Below are 20,299 nucleotides of genomic sequence, written 5' to 3' on the forward strand. Positions count from 1 at the left end.
CCTCGGGGAGGTTGCGGCGTGCGAAACAGGCTCAAGGATGTGGCCGAACGGGCCGGGGTCTCGGTGAAGACCGTCTCCAACGTGGTGAACGGCTACGTCCACGTGCGTCCGGACACCCGGGCCCGGGTGGAAGAGGCGATCGCCGAGTTGAACTACCGGCCCAACCTCTCCGCCCGCCACCTGCGCAAGGGCCGCACGGGCGTGATCGCGTTGGCCGTGCCGGAGCTGGACATTCCGTACTTCGCCGAGCTGGCCCGCCACGTGGTCACCGCAGCCGCCGAATTCAGCTGGACGGTGCTGATCGACCAGACCGGCGGCGGTCGCGAGCAGGAACGCGTGGTGGCCTCCGGCATCACCGACCACCTGATCGACGGGCTGATCTTCAGCCCGTTGGCGCTGACCGCGGAGGACCTGACCGGCCTGGACGGCACGCCGATGGTGCTGCTCGGTGAGCGGGTCGACCACGGCCCGGCGGACCACGTGGTGATCGACAACGTCGGCGCGGCCCGGGAGATCACCGACCACCTGATCCGGCTCGGCCGCCGTCGCATCGCGGCCATCGGCTCGCAGCGCACCCCCGAGGGCGCCAGTGCCCGGCTGCGGCTGACCGGTTACGCCGACGCGCTGCGCGCCGCCGGCCTCGACTACGACGAGGCCCTGGTGGCCCCCGCGCCGGCCTGGCACCGCGCCGACGGCGCGGCCGCCATGCGCGGCCTGCTCACCTCCGGGGTACGTCCCGACGCCGTCTTCTGCTTCAACGACACACTCGCCCTGGGCGCCCTGCGCGCCCTGCACGAGGCCGGCCTGCGGGTGCCCGAGGACGTTGCCGTGGTCGGCTTCGACGACATCGAGGACGGCCGGTTCTCGATCCCCACCCTGACGACCGTCGCCCCGGACAAGGCCCAGATCGCCCGGCTCGCCGTCGAGTTGCTCGCCGAACGCCTCGACGGCGACCGCTCCGCCCCCGCCCGCGAACTCTCCGCCCCCTACCGCCTGGAACTCCGCGAATCCACCCAGTCCCCCTGACCGCCTGTCCCGTCCCGGGAATGGCGGCGGACGGTGGAGGGGATGGTCAGTCGAAGAAGCGGGCCAGGTGGGTTGGGGGTGCGGGGTCGGCGTCTGGTGGCAGAGGGGTCAGGTCGGCGAAGATCGAGGCGCCGTCGCAGCCGGCGTGCAGCGGGTACCAGCGTGGGGTGCCCGGCGGCCGCAGTTGGCAGATCCCCTTGAAGGTCTGCACGTCCATCAGCCGGACGTGGGTCGGGTCCGCCACCGCGTTCACATGCCCCCACCAGGGGCTCATCACGTGCAGCACCCCACCCGGGCGGAGCACCCGGTGGCACTCGTCCACCAGCGGCAGGAAGTCGATCAGGTGCTCCAGGATGTGCACCGCGAAGAGGACGTCCACCGAGTTGTCGGCCAGCGGCAGCGAGCCGGAGAGGTCCGCCACCGCGTTGACCCCGGGCGCCGGGTAGATGTCCAGCCCCAGGTTGCCCGACCACTGCTTGGTCGGGCCGCAGCCGAGGTCGACCACCACCGGCTCACGCCCGTCGACGCCGACCCGGCACCACACGCCGTAGACGCCGGCCAGCCGCCCCACCAGGTCCCGGACCAGTCGCAGCTGGGCGGGCTCGGCCACCTCACCGCTGACGTGGGCCACCCCCCGGTCGAACCGCACCTCGACCGCCAGGCCGCGTAGCCGGTCGTCGTGCCGGACCTGGTCCGCCCACGCCTGAGCGAGGAAATCGTCGATCGCCCGCAGCCGGTCGGCCGAGGGCGGAGTCTGTGCCAAAGCGACCATTCGGGCCACCTCCCGCCGCGCGATACCCGCATCCGCGCCCGGTATGCCCCGCTCGTCGGCCGCGTCGGCGGGTCGGGGTGCCGCCCGGTCGGCGTGTCGCAGTCCCCGGGGCATGACCGCGTCGAGCCTGATACCTCAGAGTCATAAAAATGCCTCTGAGGTATCAGGCTCAACAGCGAGCCGTGCCCGTCGGGCCGGTCAGCCGGAGAGGGTGCGGCGGCCCGGTCGACCGCCACCGCGCATCCGCTGGCGGGGCGGTGGGGCGGCCGGCTTCGGTCGCTTGAGGTGGTAGCGGTGCAGCTCGTTGTTGCCGGGCAGGGACGGGTCCTCGCTCATCGCGACCAGTTCCCAGCCCTGGTCGCCGGCCCGGTTCAGGTGGGCCAGCGCGGTGTCGCCGTACGGCGTCACGTCGACCATCGAGCCGTCCGGGCCGTACCAGACGAAGACGACTTCCCAGCCCAGGTCGTTGGTCGCCGCCTGACGACGACGGACCAGCAGTGCGTACTCCCACTTGAGCATGGCGTCATTCTCACCCCGCGGGGGCCCGCCGGCACGGATCAATCCTCGGCGATCCGCCCGCCGTCGACCCGCAGCCGACGGTTCGTCTCGATGGCGGCCAGCATTCGCCGGTCGTGGGTGACCAGCAGCAGCGTGCCCGGATAGCTGGCCAGCGCCGATTCGAGCTGCTCGATGGCCGGCAGGTCCAGGTGGTTGGTGGGCTCGTCGAGCACCAGCAGGTTGACCCCGCGCCCCTGGAGCAGGGCCAGCGCCGCCCGGGTCCGCTCACCGGGGGAGAGGGTGGCCGCCGGCCGTGGCACGTGTGCCGCGCGCAGCCCGAACTTGGCCAGCAGGGTCCGCGCGTCCGCCGGCGACATGTCCGGTACGGCGGCCTGGAACGCGTCGACCAGCGGCGCGTCGCCGAGGAACAGCCCACGGGCCTGGTCGACCTCGCCGACCACCACCCCGGGCCCCAGCGAGGCGGTGCCGGCGTCCAGCGGCAGCCGGCCGAGCAGCGCGGCCAGCAGGGTGGACTTGCCCGAGCCGTTCGCCCCGGTCACCGCGACCCGGTCCGCCCAGTCGATCTGAAGGTCGACCGGGCCGAGGGTGAAGCCGCCCCGGCGTACCACCGCGCCGCGCAGCGTGGCCACGACGGCGCCGGCGCGGGGTGCGGCGGCGATCTCCATCCGCAGCTCCCACTCCTTGCGGGGCTCCTCCACCACGTCGAGCCGTTCGATCAGCCGCTCGGTCTGCTTCGCCTTCGCCGCCTGCTTCTCGGTCGCCTCGCTGCGGAACTTGCGGCCGATCTTGTCGTTGTCGGTGGCCTTGCGCCGGGCGTTCTTGACGCCCTTCTCCATCCAGGCGCGCTGTGTACGCGCCCGCGCCTCCAACCCCGCGCGGGTGTCGGCGTACTCCTCGAAGTCCGCGCGGGCGTGCCGGCGGGCCACCTCGCGCTCCTCCAGGTAGGCCGCGTAACCGCCGCCGTAGTGGTGCACCTGCTGCTGCGCCAGGTCCAGCTCCAGCACCCGGGTCACCGTGCGGGTGAGGAACTCCCGGTCGTGGCTGACCAGCACCGTGCCGGCCCGCAGCCCGGTGACGAACTCCTCCAGCCGCTCCAGCCCGGCCAGGTCCAGGTCGTTGGTCGGCTCGTCGAGCAGGAACACGTCGTAGCGGCTGAGCAGCAGCGAGGCCAACCCGGCCCGGGCCGCCTGGCCACCGGAGAGCCCGGTCGTCGGATGGTCCAGGTCGACCGCGAGCCCCAGGTCGGCGGTGACCTGTTCGGCCCGTTCGTCCAGATCCGCGCCGCCCAGCGCGAGCCAGCGCTCCAGCGCGTCGCCGTACGCGTCGTCGGCACCCGCCGCTCCGGCGGTCAAGGCCTCCGTCGCCGCGTCCAGCGCGGCCTGCGCGGCGGTCACCCCGGTCCGCCGGGCCAGGAACCCGCGTACCGTCTCGCCCGGCCGGCGCTCCGGCTCCTGCGGCAGGTGTCCGACGCTCGCGGTGGGCGGGCTGAGACGGACGCTGCCGGCCTCCACCGGCAGCAACCCGGCGAGGGTACGCAGCAGCGTCGACTTCCCGGCGCCGTTCGGCCCGACCAGGCCGACCACGTCGCCGGGAGCGACGACCAGGTCCAATCCGGCGAAGAGTGGGCGGTCACCGTGCCCGGCGGCCAGGTCCTTGACGATCATCGTGGCGCTCATCAGGACGGCAGCCTATCCGGCCGCCCGCATACAGCCGGGCGGCAGCGGGCAGACTCAACGGCGTGGTGACCACACTCGCGATCGACTGCGGCGGCGGGGGCATCAAGGCGTCGGTGCTCGACGAGGCCGGCACGATGCGGGCCCGGCCGCTGCGGGTGCCGACGCCGTACCCGCTGCCGCCTGCGCTGTTCGTCCAGACCCTGCTCGACCTGGGCCTCCGGCTGCCGACGGCCGACCGGCTGACGGTCGGCGTGCCCGGGATGATCCGGCACGGCGTGGTGGTGACCACTCCGCACTACGTGACCCGCAACGGCCCGCGTACCCGGGTCGACCCGGACCTGCTCGCCGAGTGGTCCGGCTGGGACGCGCGGGGCGCCCTGGCCGACGCGTTCGGGGTGCCGGCGCTGGTGCTCAACGACGCCGAGGTGCACGGTGCCGGGGTGGTCGCGGGCACCGGCTGCGAGCTGGTGCTGACCCTCGGCACCGGGCTGGGCAGTGCCCTCTTCGACGGCGGGGTGCTCGCCCCGCACCTGGAGCTGTCCCACGCGCCGGTGCGCTGGGGGACCACCTACGACACGTACGTGGGAGAGCCGGAGCGCCGGCGGCTCGGCGACGCCTTCTGGTCCCGGCGGATCCGGCAGGTGGTGGACGGGCTCCGTCCGGTGTTCCGCTGGGACCGGCTCTACCTGGGCGGGGGCAACTCCCGGCTGATCCGGCCCGAGCAGCTGGCCCGGATGGGCGATGACGTGGTGGTGGTGCCGAACACCGCCGGGATCGTCGGCGGCGTCCGTGCCTGGGAGTTGGCCGCCGGGCGCCGGGATGCCCGCACCTGACCCGCCGGGGGGCCGAATCCGGCCCGATCCCGACCCGGGGAACAGTCGCCAAACGGCCGGTGTTGTGCCAGCGTCGGAACAGGTGACGGCGCGACCCGAGGAGGTGGGCAGATGGATCTTCTGGCGGACTACCGGCGGGCGACCATGTTCTTCGAAGCCGGTGACCCGAGCGGAGCGGCCCGACTGCTGGAGCCGATCGTGGACGCCGAACCCGGCAACGCGGCGGTACGGCAACTGCTGGCCCGGGCGTACTTCCAGTCGGCCCAGCTCAACAGGGCCGAGGAGCAGCTGCGGGAGCTGGTCGACCGGGACCCGAGCGACCACTACGCGCACCACGTGCTGGGTCGGACGCTGGAGCGGCTGAACCGGCACTCGGACGCGCTGCGGCACCTGCGGATCGCCGCCGCGATGTACGCGGCCAACGACGACTACCGGGTCGCCCTCGAGCGGGTGGAGACCCGCCTGGGCGGAACGCGCTGAGCGCGGACCGGTGACCTGCACGGGGCGGCCCTTCGGGGCCGCCCCTTCGTCGTCGCGCGGGCGGGCCGCCGGGCGTGCCTAGGATGGCGGACATGGGACCTGACCGGCCGGGGGCTGCGGCATGAAGCTCAAGCTGGACCTGCACGAGATCTTCAACAAGGGCCAGGACATCGACCGCGCGTTGCGCGGGATCATGGACGAGGCGGTGGCGAAGAAGGCCACCCTCGTGGAGATCATCCCTGGTAAGGGGTCGGGCCAGCTCAAGAAGCGGGTGCTGCGGTTCCTCGATCAGAAGGACGTCAAGCAGCTCTACCACCGGGTGGAGAAGGACTCCAAGAACTTCGGCCGCCTCTTCGTGCACTTTCGCTGGAAGTAGAGGGTGTCTCCCATGGTGGACAGAAGTGACGTCGAGGCGGCTGCGGCTCTGGTCGGGGGGCGGGTCCGGGAGACGCCGGTGCTCACCGTCGACGGCGCCGACCTGGGCCTGCCGGGGCAGCTCAGCCTCAAACTGGAGTTGCATCAGCACACCGGCTCGTTCAAGCCGCGCGGCGCGTTCAACCGGATGTTGCGGGGCCCGCTGCCCCCGGCAGGGGTGATCGCCGCGTCCGGCGGCAACCACGGCCTCGCCGTCGCGTACGCGGCCCGCTCGCTGGGCGTGCCGGCGGAGGTCTTCGTGCCGGTGACCTCCTCGCCGGTGAAGGTGCAGCGGCTGGCGGGGCTGGGCGCCCAGGTGCGGCAGGTGGGCCAGCACTACGCCGAGGCGTTGGCGGCGAGCACCCAGCGGGCGGAGGAGACCGGGGCGCTGGTCGTGCACGCGTACGACCAGCCGGAGGTGGTGGCCGGTCAGGGCACCGTCGGCCGGGAGCTGGAACGGCAGCTGGACGGGATCGACACCGTGCTGGTGGCGGTCGGCGGCGGCGGGCTGGTGTCCGGCATCGCCACCTGGTTCGACGGGTCGGTACGCGTCGTCGCCGTCGAGCCCGAGCAGATCCCCACCCTGCACTCCGCCCTCAAGGCCGGCCGACCGGTCGACATCGAGGTGGGCGGCATCGCCACCGACTCGTTGGGCGCCCGCCGGATCGGCGAGATCGCCTTCGACACCGCCCGCCGGACGGGGGTGGTCTCCGTGCTGGTCCGGGACGAGGACCTGTTGCGGGCGCGCCGCCTGCTCTGGTCGGAGCTGCGGGTCGCCGCCGAGCTGGGTGGCGCCGCGGCGCTGGCCGCGCTGGTCGGCGGCGCGTACGTGCCGCAGCCGGGGGAGCGGGTGGCGGTGATCGTCTGCGGCGGCAACACCGACCCGAGCGACCTGGGCCCCGCCGCCCCGCACTGACCGTGCCCGGTCGGTACGCACAGCCGGTGGTCCGCCGGAGAAGATGCCTCCGCCGGACCACCGGCCCCGTCCGTCAGAGGGGATAGGTGCGGGCGACCGCCAGCATCTCGGAGCTGTGTGACCCGACGACGCCGACGGCCGGCGGCCGGGGGCGGAACCCGGGCAGCGCGTCGAGCCCGTCACTGGCGTCCATCGCCCGCAGCGCCACCCGCCCGCCGATCGGCCGCAGGGTCAGCGTGACCTCCAGCCCCTCGGCCGGCGGGGCGTGGAAGACCAGCCCGAAGCCCCACCTGCCCGCGCGGGGCTCCACCGGCACCGACCGGCCGGCCACCTCGGCCCGCAGCACGGTGGCGGTCGACGTGTCGACGTGCAGGGTGGCGAGCCGGGCCACCCGCTGCGGGGTGAGCCGCAGCCGCAGGGTGCGCTCGCCACCGGCGGCGCTGTCGGCCAGCACCTCCAGCTTCGGTGCCGGCAGGCTCGCCGGCTGTGCCGGCCCGGCACGCAGCTCACCGTCGCCGAGGCCGGGGAAGTCGTCGCCGACGTCGGTCACCCCGTCCACGTAGCCGTCCGTCCACGGCTGCGGATCGGTCTCGTGGCTCAGCCAGCGGGCCTGGCCGGTGCCCGCGTCCATGGCGTACATCAGGTGGGTGGGCGCGGGGTGGGCGGCGTCGAACCGGTCGACGGCCAGCCCGACGCCGGCGAGCACCACCGCCGCCAGAGCGGCGGCCCCGGCGGGCAGCACCGCGAGCCGCCGGGCCCGCAGCGCCCGCATCCCGCGCTGGCCGCCGGCCTGCGGATGCAGCAGGTCGACCACCGGTAGCGCGGCCAGGCCGAGCAGCACGGCGACCAGCGCGGCCACGCCGCCCATGGCCATGCCCAGCGCGGGGAAGAGCAGCACCACGGTCGGCAGCAGGATGACCACGCCGACCGCGCCGGCCGCGGTCACCGCCACCACCGGCCACGGCCCGGTCTGCCGGGTGTGCAGCGCGACCAGCCCGCCGAGGGCGCCGGCCAGCGCCGGCAGGGTGGTGAGGTACGCCCCGCCGGGCACCGCCACGGCGAGCAGCACTCCGAGCAGGGCCAGCCAGGCCAGCCCGCCGACGGCGAGCGCGGCCGGCCCGATCCGGCGGCGGGTCAACGCGTACCAGGTGAGCAGGATGGCGGCGGCGAGGGCCAGCACGGCCAGGCGGTACCAGGTCGGCCGGTACGGGTCGAGCAGTTCGGCGTACCCCGGCCGGATCGCGGTGATCGCCATCCAGAGCAGCTGCGCGGCGAGCGGCGCGGCCACGATCGGCACCAGGGCCAGCCCGAAGCCGGCGGCCAGCCGGCCGGTGCTGGCCCGACCCCGGCGACGGGTCAGCCAGCCCAGCGCGGCCACCGCGAACACCGCGAGCAGGGCCAGCGGCAGGGTGAGCCAGCCGGGGTAGCGGACCAGCCCGCCGGGCACCGGAAAGTAGGTGGCGTCGTGCCCGGAGCGAAGGTCGCCCAGGTCGGTGCGGCCGAACTCCCGGGCCAGGCCCAGCGCGTTGTCCCCGTGCTGCTGGAGGCTGCCCCGGTCCATCGCCGCCGGGGTGTCCAGCGGTGTGTGGTAGATCGCGCCGCCGTCGATGTACGCCGAGTTCAGCCCGACGAACCTCTGGTCCAGGAACGCGGTGAAGTCGGTGTCGTTGGGCAGCGCGCGGTAGATCTCGACCGCGAAGGAGGTGCCGACCGGGTGCGGGGCGGCGCGGCCGAAGACGTCCACCAGCTTCGCGTTGTTGCGGGACGTCTCAAACATGATCACCGGGCCGGTGGAGCCGCGCGCCTCCAGGTTGAGCACCACCCCGCCGTCGTTGGCCAGGGGATGGCTGGCGGCGAACGCGGAGGCGCCGCAGAGGCACGCCTCCTCGGCGTCGGTCAGCACGAAGACGATGTCGTTGCGCGGCCGTGGGCCGGCGGCGAGCGCCCGGGCCACCTCCAGGATCGCGGAGGTGCCGGCCGCGTCGTCGTTGCCGCCCGGCCCGGTCTGCACGGAGTCGTAGTGGGCGGCCAGGAAGACCCGTCCCGTCGGGGCGGTGCCGGGCAGCCGGGCCACCACGTTGCGTACCCGGGCCAGGGTGGCCCCGCCCGCCGCTCCGCTGAGCTGACCGGCTTCCGGGGCGACCGTGTCCTGCACCTCGGTCTCCAGGCCCAGCCCGCGCAGCCGCTGCTCAAGGTGTGCGCGGACCTCGTCGTTGGCCGGGCTCCCGGCGACGTGCGTCCGGGCCGCGATGACCTGGACGTCGGCGTACGCCCGGCCGGCGCTGAACTCGTCCGCGGGTGCGTCCGCCGACACCGGCGCCGGGGTGCGCAGGTCGAGCAGGCTGCCGGCGCCGACGGCGACCAGCGCGACGAGGGCGGCAGCCGCAGCCGCGAGGCGCCGGCGGGGCCGGGTCAGCGCGCGGTCGGCGAGGGGTACGTCCGGACCCGGCCGGGCCGGCCTGCCCGTCGTGACGGGGGTGGGGGGTGCGCCCACGGGAACTCCTCGGGGGGTGGTGGGGCCTGGCGTGGCACCATCCTGCCCTCCGGTGGCTCCGGGCGGGACGGCCGGACGTCCGAGCGCCGACCGCCCGCCCGGTTTGTCCTTCGGCGGGCAGTGATCCGGCCCATCCCCGGCCGCGCCGAGGCCGTCGTGTTGTGCGCGACCGTTGTCTAATACAGGATCAGCAGGGCACTCGGAAGGAGCCCGACATCACCAGCGATCTCCCGCGTCTCGCGGCGGTGACCCGGCCGCACCGGGGACCCGGCCTGGCCGGTTCCTCCGTCGTGCCGTACCCGCACGGCGGTCTGTCGCGGCACGCGAACCTGCCGCCGGGCGAACGGTTGCGGGTGCTGCTGGTGGAGGACGACGAGGGCGACGCGTTCCTGGTCAGTGAGCTGCTCGCCGAGACCAACTCGATGATCGACCTGCAGGTCGCCACCAGCCTGAGCGAGGCGCGGCGGCGGATCACCAACGTCGACTGCGTCCTGCTCGACCTGGGTCTGCCGGACGCGCAGGGGCTGGACGGGCTGCGCCAGGTGCTGGAGATGTCCAGCGGCGCGGCGGTCTGCGTGCTGACCGGCCGTTCGGACGAGCACCTGGGCATCGTGGCCGTCGCCGAGGGCGCTCAGGACTACCTGGTCAAGGGTCAGGTGGACGGGGTTCTGCTGACCCGGGCGCTGCGCTACGCGGTGGAGCGCAAGCGCGCCGACGAGAACGCCCGCCGGCTGCGCGAGGTCGAGTTGCGCCAGGCCGAGTCGGCTCGGCTCGAACGCGGTCTGCTGCCCCAGCCGCTGATGACGACCGACGAGGTGGCGGTGCACACCTTCTACCGGCCGGGTCGGCACGCCGCCCTGATCGGCGGGGATTTCTTCGACGTGGTGCAGACCCGTCCGGACCGTCTCGACCTGATCGTGGGGGACGTCTGCGGGCACGGCGTGGACGAGGCCGCGCTCGGCGTGGAGCTGCGGGTGGCCTGGCGGGCCCTGGTGCTCGCCGGGGTGCCGGACGACGAGGTGCTGCCCGCGCTGGAGCAGGTGCTGATGAGCGAGCGCCGACTCCAGGAGATCTTCGCGACGGTGGCCACGACCCGACTGGACCTGGACGCCAACCGGGCCACCGTCCGACTCGCCGGGCATCCGCCGCCGCTGCTGCTCTCCGGTGGCCGGGTCGTCCCGGTGCCCGCGCCCGGCGGCCGGCTGCTGGGCGTACGACCCCGCCGGCCGACCGCCTACGACCTGGAGTTCGACACCCATGACTGGTCCCTGCTGATGTACACCGACGGCCTGATCGAGGGGCGGGTGGGCACGGGCGACGAGCGGCTCGACGTGCCGGGCCTCAGTGGGTTGCTCGACGAGCCGGCGAACCGCCAGGTGTCACTGCCCGAGCTGCCGGCCTGGCTGGTCGGCCGGGCGGAGCAGATCAACGGCGGCCCGCTCGCCGACGACGTGGCCATGCTGCTGGTGACCCGGGGCGGTGGCCGGTGACGCCGGTGGTCGGCGGCTGGAGTCTGCGCCGCCGGGTCATCACGCTGCTCACCGTCGTGGGCGTGCTGCTGATCGGCCTGGCCAGCGCCGAGGCGGCGATGGCCGCCCGCAACCGCACCCAGATCGACGCCATCCTGAACAAGACCGGCCCGCTGCGGGTGCAGGCGCAGGAACTGCTCAACGCGGTGCTCGACCAGGAGACCGGGGTCCGCGGGTACGCGGTCAGTGGCGACCCGGCCGACCTGGACCCGTACCGGGCGGGGCTCGACCAGGAGAAGAACACCGTCGCCGCGATGCGGACGCTGCTCGACGACTATCCGCAGATTAGCCAGGAGCTGCAGACCGTCGAGGAGCGCACCGAGCAGTGGCGGCGCAACGTGGCGGAGCCGGTGATCACCATCACCGACCAGCGCGGCACCAGCGCCGGCCAGGCGTTGGTCAACGACCAGGCCCGGCGGCAGTTCGACCAGGTCCGGTCGGCGGTCGACGACCTCCAACAGGAGATCCTGGCCGCCCGGGAACAGTCCGCCGACGATGTGCGCAACAGCAGCAACGTGCTGGTCGTGCTCCTGATCGTCGCGGCGCTGGTGGTGGTCGTCGCCGGCGCGGTGCTGCTGCTCTCCCTGGACCGGATGGTGATCCGGCCGCTCATCGGGCTGGCCGATCAGGTCCGCGAGGTCGCCGAGGGCGACTACCAGCACGGCATCTCCACCACCGGCCCACCGGAGTTCATCCGGCTCGGCGAGGACGTGGACGCGATGCGCCAGAAGATCGCGTCCGACCTGGCCGAGGTGCGGGAGGCCCGCGAGCGCATCGAGTGGGTCAACACCCAGCTCCAGAAGCAGGCCGAGGAGCTGACCCGGTCCAACCGCGACCTGGAGCAGTTCGCGTACGTGGCCTCGCACGACCTCCAGGAGCCCCTGCGCAAGGTGGCCAGCTTCTGCCAGCTTCTGCAGCGCCGCTACGCCGGGCAGCTCGACGAGCGGGCCGACCAGTACATCGCCTTCGCGGTGGACGGCGCGCAGCGGATGCAACGGCTGATCAACGACCTGCTCGCGTTCTCCCGCATCGGCCGTCTCACCACCGGCTTCGTCGAGGTCGACCTCAACAAGGTGATGGGCGACGTGGCCGCGCAGACCGAGGCCGCCCGGCAGTACGCCGACGCCGAGCTGACCTGGGGCGAGCTGCCGGTGATCCAGGGCGAGGAGCCGCTGCTCACCAACCTGCTGGCCAACCTGGTCAGCAACTCGATCAAGTTCCGCCGCCCGGACGTACCGCCGAAGGTGCACATCTCGGCGCGGCTGGTCGGGGCCGAGTGGGAGATCAGCTGCCAGGACAACGGCATCGGGATCGAGCCTGAGTTCGCCGACAAGATCTTCGTGATCTTCCAGCGGCTGCACTCGAAGGACGCGTACCCGGGCACCGGCATCGGGTTGGCCATCGCCAAGAAGATCGTGGAATACCACGGTGGCCGGGTCTGGGTGGACACCGACGTGCCGGAGGGCACCACGATCCGGTTCACCCTTCCGGCACAGCGCGAGGACATCGAGGCGTCCGCTGCGGGCGCGGAGTCGCCGGAGGAGCCACAGCCGTCCGTGGCAGGTGACGCGACCCCCTCGGACGAGGCACCGGCCGCCATGCCGGAGCAGTCCGCCGGGGCGGACCAGCCGGACGGGGCCGACGGAGCTCGCGGAAGCGGTAGAACGGGTGACATGAGGGAGACGGTGGGATGACCGCGCCGGCGGACGGCAAGAGCCCGATCGAGGTCCTGCTCGTCGAGGACGATCCGGGTGACGTGTTGATGACCCAGGAGGCGTTCGAGGAGCACAAGCTGCGCAACCGGCTGACCGTCGTGTCCGACGGGGCCGAGGCGCTCGCCTACCTGCGGCGGGAGGGCCAGTACGCCGACGCCGTGGCGCCCGACCTGATCCTGCTCGACCTCAACCTGCCCCGCCGGGACGGCCGGGAGGTGCTGGAAGAGATCAAGAAGGACGAGGAACTGCGCCGGATCCCGGTGGTGGTGCTCACCACCTCGCAGGCCGACGAGGACATCCTGCGCAGCTACCAGCTGCACGCCAACGCCTACGTGACCAAGCCGGTGGACTTCGAGCGCTTCATCTCCGTGGTCCGCCAGATCGACGAGTTCTTCGTCAGCGTGGTCAAGTTGCCGCCGCGTGGCTGACACCCTGCTCGACGACGTCGGTGACCTCCTCCGGGAGGCCGCCGACCAGGTCGTGCTGCCGCTGTTCCGCAAGCTCGACGACGCGGACGTGTCGGAGAAGGCGCCCGGTGAGGTGGTCACCATCGCCGACCGCCGGGCCGAGGAGCTGATCTCCGCAGGGCTGCGCCGGCTGCGGCCGGGCTCGATGGTGGTCGGCGAGGAGGGCGTCGCCGACGATCCGGGGCTGCTGCGGCACCTGCGCGACGGCGGTGACGTCTGGCTGGTCGACCCGGTCGACGGGACCGCCAACTTCGCCGCCGGTCGCCGGCCCTTCGCCCTGATGGTGGCGCTGCTGACCGACGGTCGACCCGCCGCGGGGTGGATCCTCGACCCGCTGGCCGAGACCCTGGCCGCCGGCTGGGCCGACGACGGGACCCTGGTCAACGGCCTGCCGCTGGGTGATCCCGGTACGGTGCCGTCGCTGGGCGAACTGCGCGGCGCGGCCATGACCCGGTTCCTGCCACCGGAGGCCCGCGACCGGGTCCGCGCCGGCGGCCGGCGGCTCGGTGAGCTGCTGCCCGGCCAGCACTGCGCCGGCCGCGAATACCTGGACATCATCACCGGCGAGCAGCAGTTCACCCTCTTCTGGCGGACCCTGCCGTGGGACCACGCCCCGGGCACCCTGCTGGTGCGCGCGGCCGGTGGTGTCGCCCGCCGGTTCGACGGCGTCGACTACCACCCCGCCGACGAGGGGCGGGGCCTGCTCGTCGCGGCCAACGAGCAGGTCTGGGCAGAGGTGCACGAGGCGCTGCTCGGCTCCTGATCCGCGCACTCCGCGACGGCGGCGGCACGCTGCGTCGACACCCGAGCGGCCGGGCGGTCACGGGGCTGGTCACCGGCGCCGGGTCCGGTATCGTGACCGGCGGTCTCCGCCAGCAGGCCGCCGACCGGCGCCGGCGGAGACGCCGCCGCGCAGTGGTCCACCGGGGGCCGGCGGTCGACGGAAGGACGCTTTCGTGCCCAGGACCAGGCTCAGCCAGCAGCGCGCCCGCCGTGTGCTGATTCCTCTGCTCGCCGCCCTCGCGCTGGTGCTCTCCGGCGGCGCGGTGCCCGCGTACGCGGAGCCCGGTGAGGGTGGCACCAAGAAGCTGCAGGACGCGCTGGAACTGACCGCCAAGGGCCACATCGAGGCCAAGGCCAAGCTGGACAACTCCAAGCGCCGGCAGACGGCCCTCACCGGCGAGCTGAAGACCGTCGAAGCCCGCCTGGTGGGGCTCACCGCCCAGGTCGGCGAGGTGGCCGCGCAGTCGTACCGGGCCGGTCGGCTCACCCCGGCGTCGATGCTGCTCAACACCGCCACGCCGCAGGCGTTCCTGCAACGCGCCGCCGACCTCGACCTGATGGCCCAGCGGGACAGCAAGCGGCTGCGCGATCTCACCGACGCCCGGCAGCAGGCCCAGCAGGCCAAGGTCGCCATCGACGCCGAGGTCCGCGAGCAGCAGAAGCAGCTCGCCGTGATGGCGAAGAAGAAGAAGGAAGCCGAGGCGGCGCTCGCCGAGGTCAGCTCGGGCAGCAGCAACGGTTTCAGCGGCGGCAGCTCCGTCTCGGCGAAACCGGCGCCGCGCAACTCCGACGGTTCGTGGCCGTCGGAGTCCTGCTCGGTCAATGACCCGACCACCTCCGGCTGCATCACCCCGCGCACCCTCAACGCGCTCAAGCAGACCCAGGCGGCCGGTTACAAGCGACACGTCTCCTGCCACCGCAGCGGCGGCGGCGGTGAGCACCCGAAGGGGCGGGCCTGCGACTTCGCGGCCGCCACCAACGGCTTCGAGGACCGCAACGCGACCGGCGGCGACAAGGAGTACGGGGACAGCCTGGCCGCCTGGCACGTGCGCAACGCCGACCGGCTGGGTGTGCTCTACGTGATCTGGTACCGGCAGATCTGGCACCCCGGCACCGGCTGGCGCGCGTACAGCGGCAGCGGCAGCCCGGCCGCGAGCCACACGAACCATGTTCATCTCTCGATGTACTGACCCGAAGGGCCAGCTTCGCTGCGTACCATCGCGACGATGAACACCCCACCGTCCGACGTAGCGGCCCCGCCGGCTTCCTCGGCCTCGTCCGTGCCGGTCACCGGCCGGGCGCTGCCGAACGGCCTGGCCGCCTTCCTGGTCTTCTTCTCCAGCGGCGCCGTGCTGGTGCTGGAGACCGTCGCGCTGCGCCTGGTCGGCCCGTACGTCGGGGTGACCCTCCAGGTGACCAGTTCGGTGATCGGCATCGCGCTGGCCGCGATCGCGTACGGGGCGTGGTCCGGTGGCTGGCTGGCCGACCGGCGTGACCCCCGGGGCCTGCTGGCGCCGGCGCTGGTGCTGGCCGGCATCGCCACCGCGATCACCCTGCCCGTGGTCCGCTACGCGGGCGAGGTGCTGCGCGGCGGTGCGGCCAGCGCGATCCTGCTGCTGGTGGCACTGGCCGTGTTCGTGCCGGCGGCACTGCTGGCGGCGGTCACCCCGCTCGTGGTGAAGCTCCAGCTCGCCGACCTGCGCCGCACCGGTCAGGTGGTCGGCCGGCTGTCCGGGATCGGCACCCTGGGCGGCATCACCGCCACCCTGCTCACCGGCTTCGTGCTGGTCGCCGCGCTGCCCAGCACGATGATCCTGCTCGCGCTGGCGGTCGCGCTCGGCGTGGCCGGCCTCGGCCTCGGCTGGTACCTGCGCCGGCAGGCGCCCACCGAGCTGCCCGGCCCGGCCCGGGCCAGGGCCGCGCTGGCCGTGCTCGGCCTGGCCGGGGCGGGGCTGACCACCGTGGCGCCGAACCCGTGCGACATCGAGACGGCGTACCACTGCGCCCGGGTGACGTCCGACCCGGCCCGGTCGAGCGGACGGACGCTGCTGCTCAACTCGGCCCAGCACTCGTACGTGGACCTGGCCGACCCGAAATACCTGGAGTACGCGTACACGAAGTGGATCGGCGCGGTCGCCGACGTGGCCGCGCCGGCCGGGCAGCGGCTGGACGCGCTGCACCTGGGCGGCGGCGGGTTCACCGTGCCGCGCTACCTGACGGCCACCCGGCCGGGCACGGACAACGTGGTGTTCGAGATCGACGGTGGGCTGGTCGAGCTGGGCGAGCGGGAGCTGGGCGTACGCCAGGGCCCGGAGCTGCGGGCGGTCGTGGGTGACGCCCGGATGCTGGTCGTGGGCGAGCCGACGGACAGCCGCGACCTGGTGGTCGGCGACGCCTTCGGTCACCTGGTGGTGCCGTGGCACCTGGCCACCCGGGAGATGGCCGCCGAGGTTCGGCGGGTGACCCGCCCCGGTGGGGTGTACGTGCAGAACGTCATCGACTATCCGCCGCTGCGGTTCATCCGTGCCGAACTGGCCACGGTGGCCACCGAGTTCGCGCACCTGGCGCTGATCGCCCCGCCGGAGGCGCTCGCCGAGGAGCAGGGTGCCAACTTCCTCATCGTCGGCTCCGACGCACCGCTGCCGCTGGAGGCCATCCGGGCCCGCCTCGACGAGGTCGACAAGCAGGTGAGCCTGCTGTCCGGCCCGGAGCTGACGGACTTCATCGGCGCGGCGCTGGTGCTGACCGACGACTACGCCCCGGTGGACCAGCTTCTCGCGACCGCCTGAACGGGTGAATCCGTGACCGATTCCGATACTTCAGGTGTAGCCGGCCCGCACGTGGGCAACAACGGCCACCATGGGTGGTGGGGACCGGAACAGCGCACAACTCCTCGATGAGCGGTACCGGCTCATCGAGCAGCTCGGTGCCGGCGGCATGTCGGTGGTCTGGCGGGGCTACGACGAGGTGCTCGGCCGTCAGGTCGCGGTGAAGGTGCTGGCCTCCCGGCTGGCCAGCGACCGGGCCTTCCGGCACCGGATCCGGATCGAGGCGCAGGCCGCCGCGCGACTCTGCCACCCGAACATCACCAACGTGTACGACTACGGCGAGTCCCAACAGGTCGGCCTGACCGTGCCCTACGTGGTGATGGAGCTGGTCGACGGTGGCTCGCTGGCCAGCCGGCTGGGCCGGGAGGGCCGGCTGCCCTGGCGGGAGGCGGTGACGATCGGCGCGGAGGTCAGCTCCGCGCTGGCCACCGCCCATGCCCGCGGCGTGGTGCACCGCGACGTCACCCCCGGCAACGTGATGCTCACCTCGACCGGGGTCAAGGTCGTCGACTTCGGAATCTCCGCGCTGGTGGGGGAGAGCGAGAAGGGCCCGGACGGCGCGTTGCTGGGCACGCCCGCGTACCTGGCCCCCGAGCGGCTGGACAACGGCCAGGTCTCCCCGGCCACCGACGTGTACGCCGTCGGGCTGCTGCTCTACCGGATGCTCACCGGCCGGCTGCCGTGGCAGGCCAGCACGACCACCGAGATGCTGCGCGCGCACATGTACAACGAACCGGAGCCGATGCCGGAGGTGTCGGGGCTGCCCGACGAGGTGACCGACCTGGTGCGGCGCTGCCTCGCCAAGCAGCCCGGGGACCGGCCGGCCACCGCCGAGCTGGCCCGGACACTCGCCGACGCAGCCGGGATGTTGGCGGCGGTGCCGGTCTCGCCTGCCGGGCCACTGGACCCGGTCGCGCTCGCCAGCGCGGGCACCACGATTCTGCCCTGGTCGGCGGAGACCGACGCGCTGCCGCTGTCGCGTACCCGCAATCGGACCCGGCGGGAGAAGCGGCGCCGGCGGGTGGAGGCCGGCGTGGCCGCCGCCGGCCTGGTCGCGGTCACGGCGGGGATGTGGGCGTTCACCTCACGCAGCCCGGCCAGCGGCGGGGACCAGTCGCCGACCGAGGCCCGGATGGGCCTGCCGAAGGCGGCGCCCTGCGAGGTGGCGTACGCGCTGCGCACGGACTCCGGCACGGACTTCGCCGCCGAGCTGACCCTGACCAACACCGGGGACAGCGAACTGCGTGACTGGACGATGAGCTTCACCTTTCCCGGTCAGCAGACGGTGACGAAGGCGGAACCGACCCAGGTGCACCAGCAGGGGAGCACGGTCCTCGTCCGGCCGGCGGCCCAGCGCGCCACCCTGGCGTCCGGTGCGGCCGAGAAGTTCACCCTGGCCGGGAAGTACAGCGGGGCGAACCCGCTGCCGGTGGAGTTCCGGCTCGGTGACACGGCCTGCGGCGTACGCGTCTCGGGGGTGGCCGGCACGGCTCCGTCCACCGTCGCGCCGAGCAAGGCGCCCACGACGAAGGCGGCCACGACGAAGGCTCCGCCGAAGGCGGCGTCCGGCGGCCGCTCGGGTTCGGGTGGCTCCTCTGGCGGCGACACGACGAACGCCAAGCCGGAGAAGCCCGGCAAGGGCAAGGGGCCGGGTGGTGGTTCGGGAAAAGCGGGAAGGTGACCAAGGGTAAGGGGAAGGGGCAGGGCGGCGGCAGGAAGTGACGCCCGTTCAGCGCTGCCCCGCGAACCGTTGCACCTGGTCGATCCCACCCTCGACGACGAGCACCCCGCCCTGGGCGAGTGCCGTGTTGTCCGAGGCGTACTGAAAGCGCTCGCCCGGCAGCTTGGCACCGATCACCCGGACCCCGTAGCGCTCCTCCGGACGCAGGTCGAGCAGGGTTCGCCCGACCAGGGAGTCCGGCACCCGGACGGTGGCGATCGCGAAGCTGTCGTCGAACTCGATGAAGTCGAGCAGCCGGCTGACGATCAGGTGTGCCACCCGCTCGCCGGTCTCCGCCTCAGGGAAGATCACGTGGTGCGCGCCGACCGATGACAGGATCTTGGCGTGCTTCTGCGAGGTCGCCCGGGCCCAGATCTGCGGTATGCCCAGCTCGGTCAGCGCCAGCACGGTGAGCACGCTCGCCTCCACCGAGGCGCCGATGGCCACCACCGCCCGCCCGAAGCCGGCAACGCCGAGCTGCCGCAGTGCCCCCTCCTCGGTCGCGTCGGCCTGGACCACCCGGTCGAGCTGGGCCGACCAACGCTGCACCTGTTCCGGGTTGCGGTCGACGGCCAGCACCTCGCGGTCCATCCGGCTCAGCGACCCCGCCAGGTGGCAGCCGAACCGGCCCAGCCCGATCACCACGACGCCACGGCCGTCCGCTCGCTTGGCTGACACCCCGGCCCTCCTCTCTGCTAACCGACAACGGGTTGTTCCTGGGGATAGCGGTAGAGCCGACGCCGGGTGTTCAGGGCGATCGCCGACCCGAGGGTGAGCGGCCCGACCCGGCCGATGAACATCAGCACGGTCAGGGTCAGTTGGCCGCTGGCCGGCAGCGTGCCGGCCAGGCCGATGGTCAGGCCCGTGGTGCTGAAGGCGGAGGTGACCTCGAACAGGGCCGCGACGAAGCGGACCCCCTCGGTGAGCAGCAGCAGAGTCATCGTCCCGGCCGTGACCAGGGCGACGCTGAGCAGTGCCACGGTGATCGCCTGCCGCTGGCTCGCGGTGGCCACCCGGCGGTGCCCCACCGTCACGTCGGGCTCGCCGCGCAACTCGGCCCAGATGGTGAACGCCAGCAGGAAGAACGTGGAGACCTTGATCCCGCCGGCCGTGCTGGCACTGCCGCCGCCGATGAACATCAGCACGATCAGCAGCGGGTAGCTCTCCTCCTGCAGAGCGGCGATGTCCAGCACGCTGAAGCCGCCGGTGCGGCTCAACGCGATCTGGGTGAACGACGCGAGCACCTTGCCCCGGGCGTCGTACGGGCCGATGGTGCCGTCGTTGGTCCACTCCGCGGCGAGCAGACCGGCGAAGCCGATCAGCAGCAGCGCGGCACTGCCCCAGATGGTCAGTTTCGTGGCCACCGCCCACCCCGCCGGCCGGCGCCACTCGCGGACAGCCTCGAACAGGGCGGGAAACCCGAGCCCGCCGACGATCGCACCGAACGCCAGCGGCAGCGACACCCACGGGTCACGGTCGAAGGCCAGCAGGCCCTCCGAGTAGAGCGCGAAGCCACCGTTGTTGAACGCCTGTACGGCGTGGAAGACGCCCGACCAGAGGGCCCGCCCGGGTGTGTAGTCGTAGACCAGCCAGAGTCGCCCGGCGACCAGCGCGGTCATCACCACCTCGCAGGCGAAGACGGTCATTGCGATCCGGCTCAGCAGCCGGCCCACGTCACCGATGCCGAACTCCGTCGTCTCGGCCTGCACCAGCAGCCGGTTGCGCAGCCCGAGCTGGCGGGAGACCACGAGGATGACCAGCGCCGCGACGGTGAGGATGCCGAGGCCACCGAGCTGGGTGAGCACCGTGATCACCACCAGTCCGCCGCCGGACCAGTAGTTGGGCGTGTCGGTGACCGCCATGCCGGTGACCGACACCGCCGAGGTGGCCGTGAAGAGCGCGGTGACCAGCGGTGGGCGCTGATGGTCGACGGTCGCCCAGCGTGCCATCAGCAGCCCGGTGCCCAGCAGGATCGGCACCAGGAAACCGAACGGCACCAGCCGCACGGGATTGCGGAGAAACCGGCGCACCAGACAATCTTCCTTTTCCGCTCGGGGTCGGGAGCGGGAACGCGCATTCCGGAGATTCATCTGCCGGCCAGTCATCGACAAACTCCCGGCCAATCGG

General features: G+C 73.1%; 17 protein-coding genes and 1 pseudogene. 12 read left to right on the forward strand and 6 right to left on the reverse strand.

Annotated elements, in window-relative coordinates; genetic code table 11:
• The first annotated feature begins 18 nt into the window (after positions 1-18).
• Positions 19-1,026 carry a LacI family DNA-binding transcriptional regulator gene (locus ACTWLT_RS01970; protein ID WP_445316888.1) on the forward strand — a complete coding sequence of 336 codons (1,008 nt, stop codon included), beginning with the start codon at positions 19-21 and terminating at the stop codon, positions 1,024-1,026.
• 46 nt (positions 1,027-1,072) lie between these two features.
• Here the strand turns inward: ACTWLT_RS01970 and ACTWLT_RS01975 are convergent, their stop codons facing one another.
• The 3 genes and pseudogenes from ACTWLT_RS01975 to ACTWLT_RS01985 all read right to left on the reverse strand — a co-directional run bounded on the left by ACTWLT_RS01975 (position 1,073) and on the right by ACTWLT_RS01985 (position 3,993).
• Positions 1,073-1,798, reverse strand: a complete 726-nt coding sequence (locus tag ACTWLT_RS01975; RefSeq protein ID WP_445317044.1) for a methyltransferase domain-containing protein — start codon at positions 1,796-1,798, stop codon at positions 1,073-1,075.
• 273 nt (positions 1,799-2,071) lie between these two features.
• Positions 2,072-2,317: pseudogene (locus ACTWLT_RS01980) on the reverse strand (hypothetical protein); the annotation flags it as partial.
• Between the two features lie 38 nt (positions 2,318-2,355).
• Positions 2,356-3,993 carry an ABC-F family ATP-binding cassette domain-containing protein gene (locus ACTWLT_RS01985; RefSeq protein WP_445316889.1) on the reverse strand — a complete coding sequence of 546 codons (1,638 nt, stop codon included), beginning with the start codon at positions 3,991-3,993 and terminating at the stop codon, positions 2,356-2,358.
• 62 nt (positions 3,994-4,055) lie between these two features.
• Between ACTWLT_RS01985 and ACTWLT_RS01990 the strand changes: the two genes are divergently transcribed.
• The 4 genes from ACTWLT_RS01990 to ACTWLT_RS02005 all read left to right on the forward strand — a co-directional run bounded on the left by ACTWLT_RS01990 (position 4,056) and on the right by ACTWLT_RS02005 (position 6,636).
• On the forward strand, positions 4,056-4,826 hold the full coding sequence (locus ACTWLT_RS01990) for an ROK family protein (RefSeq protein WP_252419382.1): 771 nt from the start codon (positions 4,056-4,058) through the stop codon (positions 4,824-4,826).
• A gap of 111 nt (positions 4,827-4,937) precedes the next feature.
• Complete coding sequence (locus ACTWLT_RS01995; protein WP_252419381.1) at positions 4,938-5,306, forward strand: tetratricopeptide repeat protein; 369 nt, start codon at positions 4,938-4,940, stop codon at positions 5,304-5,306.
• A gap of 121 nt (positions 5,307-5,427) precedes the next feature.
• Positions 5,428-5,682 carry a Smr/MutS family protein gene (locus tag ACTWLT_RS02000; RefSeq protein ID WP_007465523.1) on the forward strand — a complete coding sequence of 85 codons (255 nt, stop codon included), beginning with the start codon at positions 5,428-5,430 and terminating at the stop codon, positions 5,680-5,682.
• A gap of 12 nt (positions 5,683-5,694) precedes the next feature.
• Positions 5,695-6,636, forward strand: coding sequence for a threonine/serine dehydratase (locus tag ACTWLT_RS02005; RefSeq protein WP_445316890.1), 942 nt, complete (start codon positions 5,695-5,697; stop codon positions 6,634-6,636).
• A 73-nt stretch (positions 6,637-6,709) separates the two neighbouring features.
• Here ACTWLT_RS02005 and ACTWLT_RS02010 read toward each other — a convergent pair whose 3' ends face one another.
• Positions 6,710-9,130 (reverse strand): M28 family peptidase, encoded by a 2,421-nt coding sequence (locus ACTWLT_RS02010; RefSeq protein ID WP_445316891.1) that lies wholly within the window; start codon positions 9,128-9,130, stop codon positions 6,710-6,712.
• A 245-nt stretch (positions 9,131-9,375) separates the two neighbouring features.
• Between ACTWLT_RS02010 and ACTWLT_RS02015 the strand changes: the two genes are divergently transcribed.
• The 7 genes from ACTWLT_RS02015 (at position 9,376) to ACTWLT_RS02045 (ending at position 18,133) form a co-directional block, all read left to right on the forward strand.
• A complete protein-coding gene (locus ACTWLT_RS02015; RefSeq protein ID WP_445316892.1) occupies positions 9,376-10,620 on the forward strand; it encodes a PP2C family protein-serine/threonine phosphatase in 1,245 nt (414 codons plus the stop codon).
• Positions 10,617-12,353, forward strand: a complete 1,737-nt coding sequence (locus ACTWLT_RS02020) for a sensor histidine kinase (protein WP_445316893.1) — start codon at positions 10,617-10,619, stop codon at positions 12,351-12,353. The genes ACTWLT_RS02015 and ACTWLT_RS02020 overlap by 4 nt, the downstream gene beginning before the upstream one ends.
• Positions 12,350-12,802: a response regulator gene (locus tag ACTWLT_RS02025; protein ID WP_088950306.1), complete on the forward strand. Its 453-nt coding sequence runs from the start codon at positions 12,350-12,352 to the stop codon at positions 12,800-12,802. Before ACTWLT_RS02020 ends, ACTWLT_RS02025 begins: the two co-directional genes overlap by 4 nt.
• Positions 12,795-13,604, forward strand: coding sequence for an inositol monophosphatase family protein (locus tag ACTWLT_RS02030; protein WP_445316894.1), 810 nt, complete (start codon positions 12,795-12,797; stop codon positions 13,602-13,604). Before ACTWLT_RS02025 ends, ACTWLT_RS02030 begins: the two co-directional genes overlap by 8 nt.
• 193 nt (positions 13,605-13,797) lie before the next feature.
• Positions 13,798-14,814: a coiled-coil domain-containing protein gene (locus tag ACTWLT_RS02035; RefSeq protein WP_510182475.1), complete on the forward strand. Its 1,017-nt coding sequence runs from the start codon at positions 13,798-13,800 to the stop codon at positions 14,812-14,814.
• A 36-nt stretch (positions 14,815-14,850) separates the two neighbouring features.
• Positions 14,851-16,413, forward strand: a complete 1,563-nt coding sequence (locus ACTWLT_RS02040; protein WP_445316895.1) for a fused MFS/spermidine synthase — start codon at positions 14,851-14,853, stop codon at positions 16,411-16,413.
• Positions 16,414-16,483: 70 nt separating this feature from the next.
• Positions 16,484-18,133, forward strand: a complete 1,650-nt coding sequence (locus ACTWLT_RS02045) for a protein kinase domain-containing protein (protein ID WP_445316896.1) — start codon at positions 16,484-16,486, stop codon at positions 18,131-18,133.
• 48 nt (positions 18,134-18,181) lie between these two features.
• Here ACTWLT_RS02045 and ACTWLT_RS02050 read toward each other — a convergent pair whose 3' ends face one another.
• Both ACTWLT_RS02050 and ACTWLT_RS02055 read right to left on the reverse strand, forming a co-directional pair.
• Positions 18,182-18,850: a potassium channel family protein gene (locus tag ACTWLT_RS02050; RefSeq protein ID WP_445316897.1), complete on the reverse strand. Its 669-nt coding sequence runs from the start codon at positions 18,848-18,850 to the stop codon at positions 18,182-18,184.
• Between the two features lie 17 nt (positions 18,851-18,867).
• Positions 18,868-20,202, reverse strand: a complete 1,335-nt coding sequence (locus ACTWLT_RS02055; protein ID WP_445316898.1) for a TrkH family potassium uptake protein — start codon at positions 20,200-20,202, stop codon at positions 18,868-18,870.
• Positions 20,203-20,299 lie beyond the last annotated feature (97 nt).

Source organism: Micromonospora yongxingensis, from assembly GCF_052601155.1.

Excerpts from the sequence above, each read along its gene's own strand:
- ACTWLT_RS01975 (WP_445317044.1), bottom strand. The coding sequence starts at position 1,798 with ATGGTCGCTTTGGCACAGACTCCGCCCTCGGCCGACCGGCTGCGGGCG.
- ACTWLT_RS01985 (WP_445316889.1), bottom strand. The coding sequence starts at position 3,993 with ATGAGCGCCACGATGATCGTCAAGGACCTGGCCGCCGGGCACGGTGAC.
- ACTWLT_RS01995 (WP_252419381.1), top strand. The coding sequence starts at position 4,938 with ATGGATCTTCTGGCGGACTACCGGCGGGCGACCATGTTCTTCGAAGCC.
- ACTWLT_RS02000 (WP_007465523.1), top strand. The coding sequence starts at position 5,428 with ATGAAGCTCAAGCTGGACCTGCACGAGATCTTCAACAAGGGCCAGGAC.
- ACTWLT_RS02005 (WP_445316890.1), top strand. The coding sequence starts at position 5,695 with ATGGTGGACAGAAGTGACGTCGAGGCGGCTGCGGCTCTGGTCGGGGGG.
- ACTWLT_RS02025 (WP_088950306.1), top strand. The coding sequence starts at position 12,350 with ATGACCGCGCCGGCGGACGGCAAGAGCCCGATCGAGGTCCTGCTCGTC.
- ACTWLT_RS02040 (WP_445316895.1), top strand. The coding sequence starts at position 14,851 with ATGAACACCCCACCGTCCGACGTAGCGGCCCCGCCGGCTTCCTCGGCC.
- ACTWLT_RS02045 (WP_445316896.1), top strand. The coding sequence starts at position 16,484 with ATGGGTGGTGGGGACCGGAACAGCGCACAACTCCTCGATGAGCGGTAC.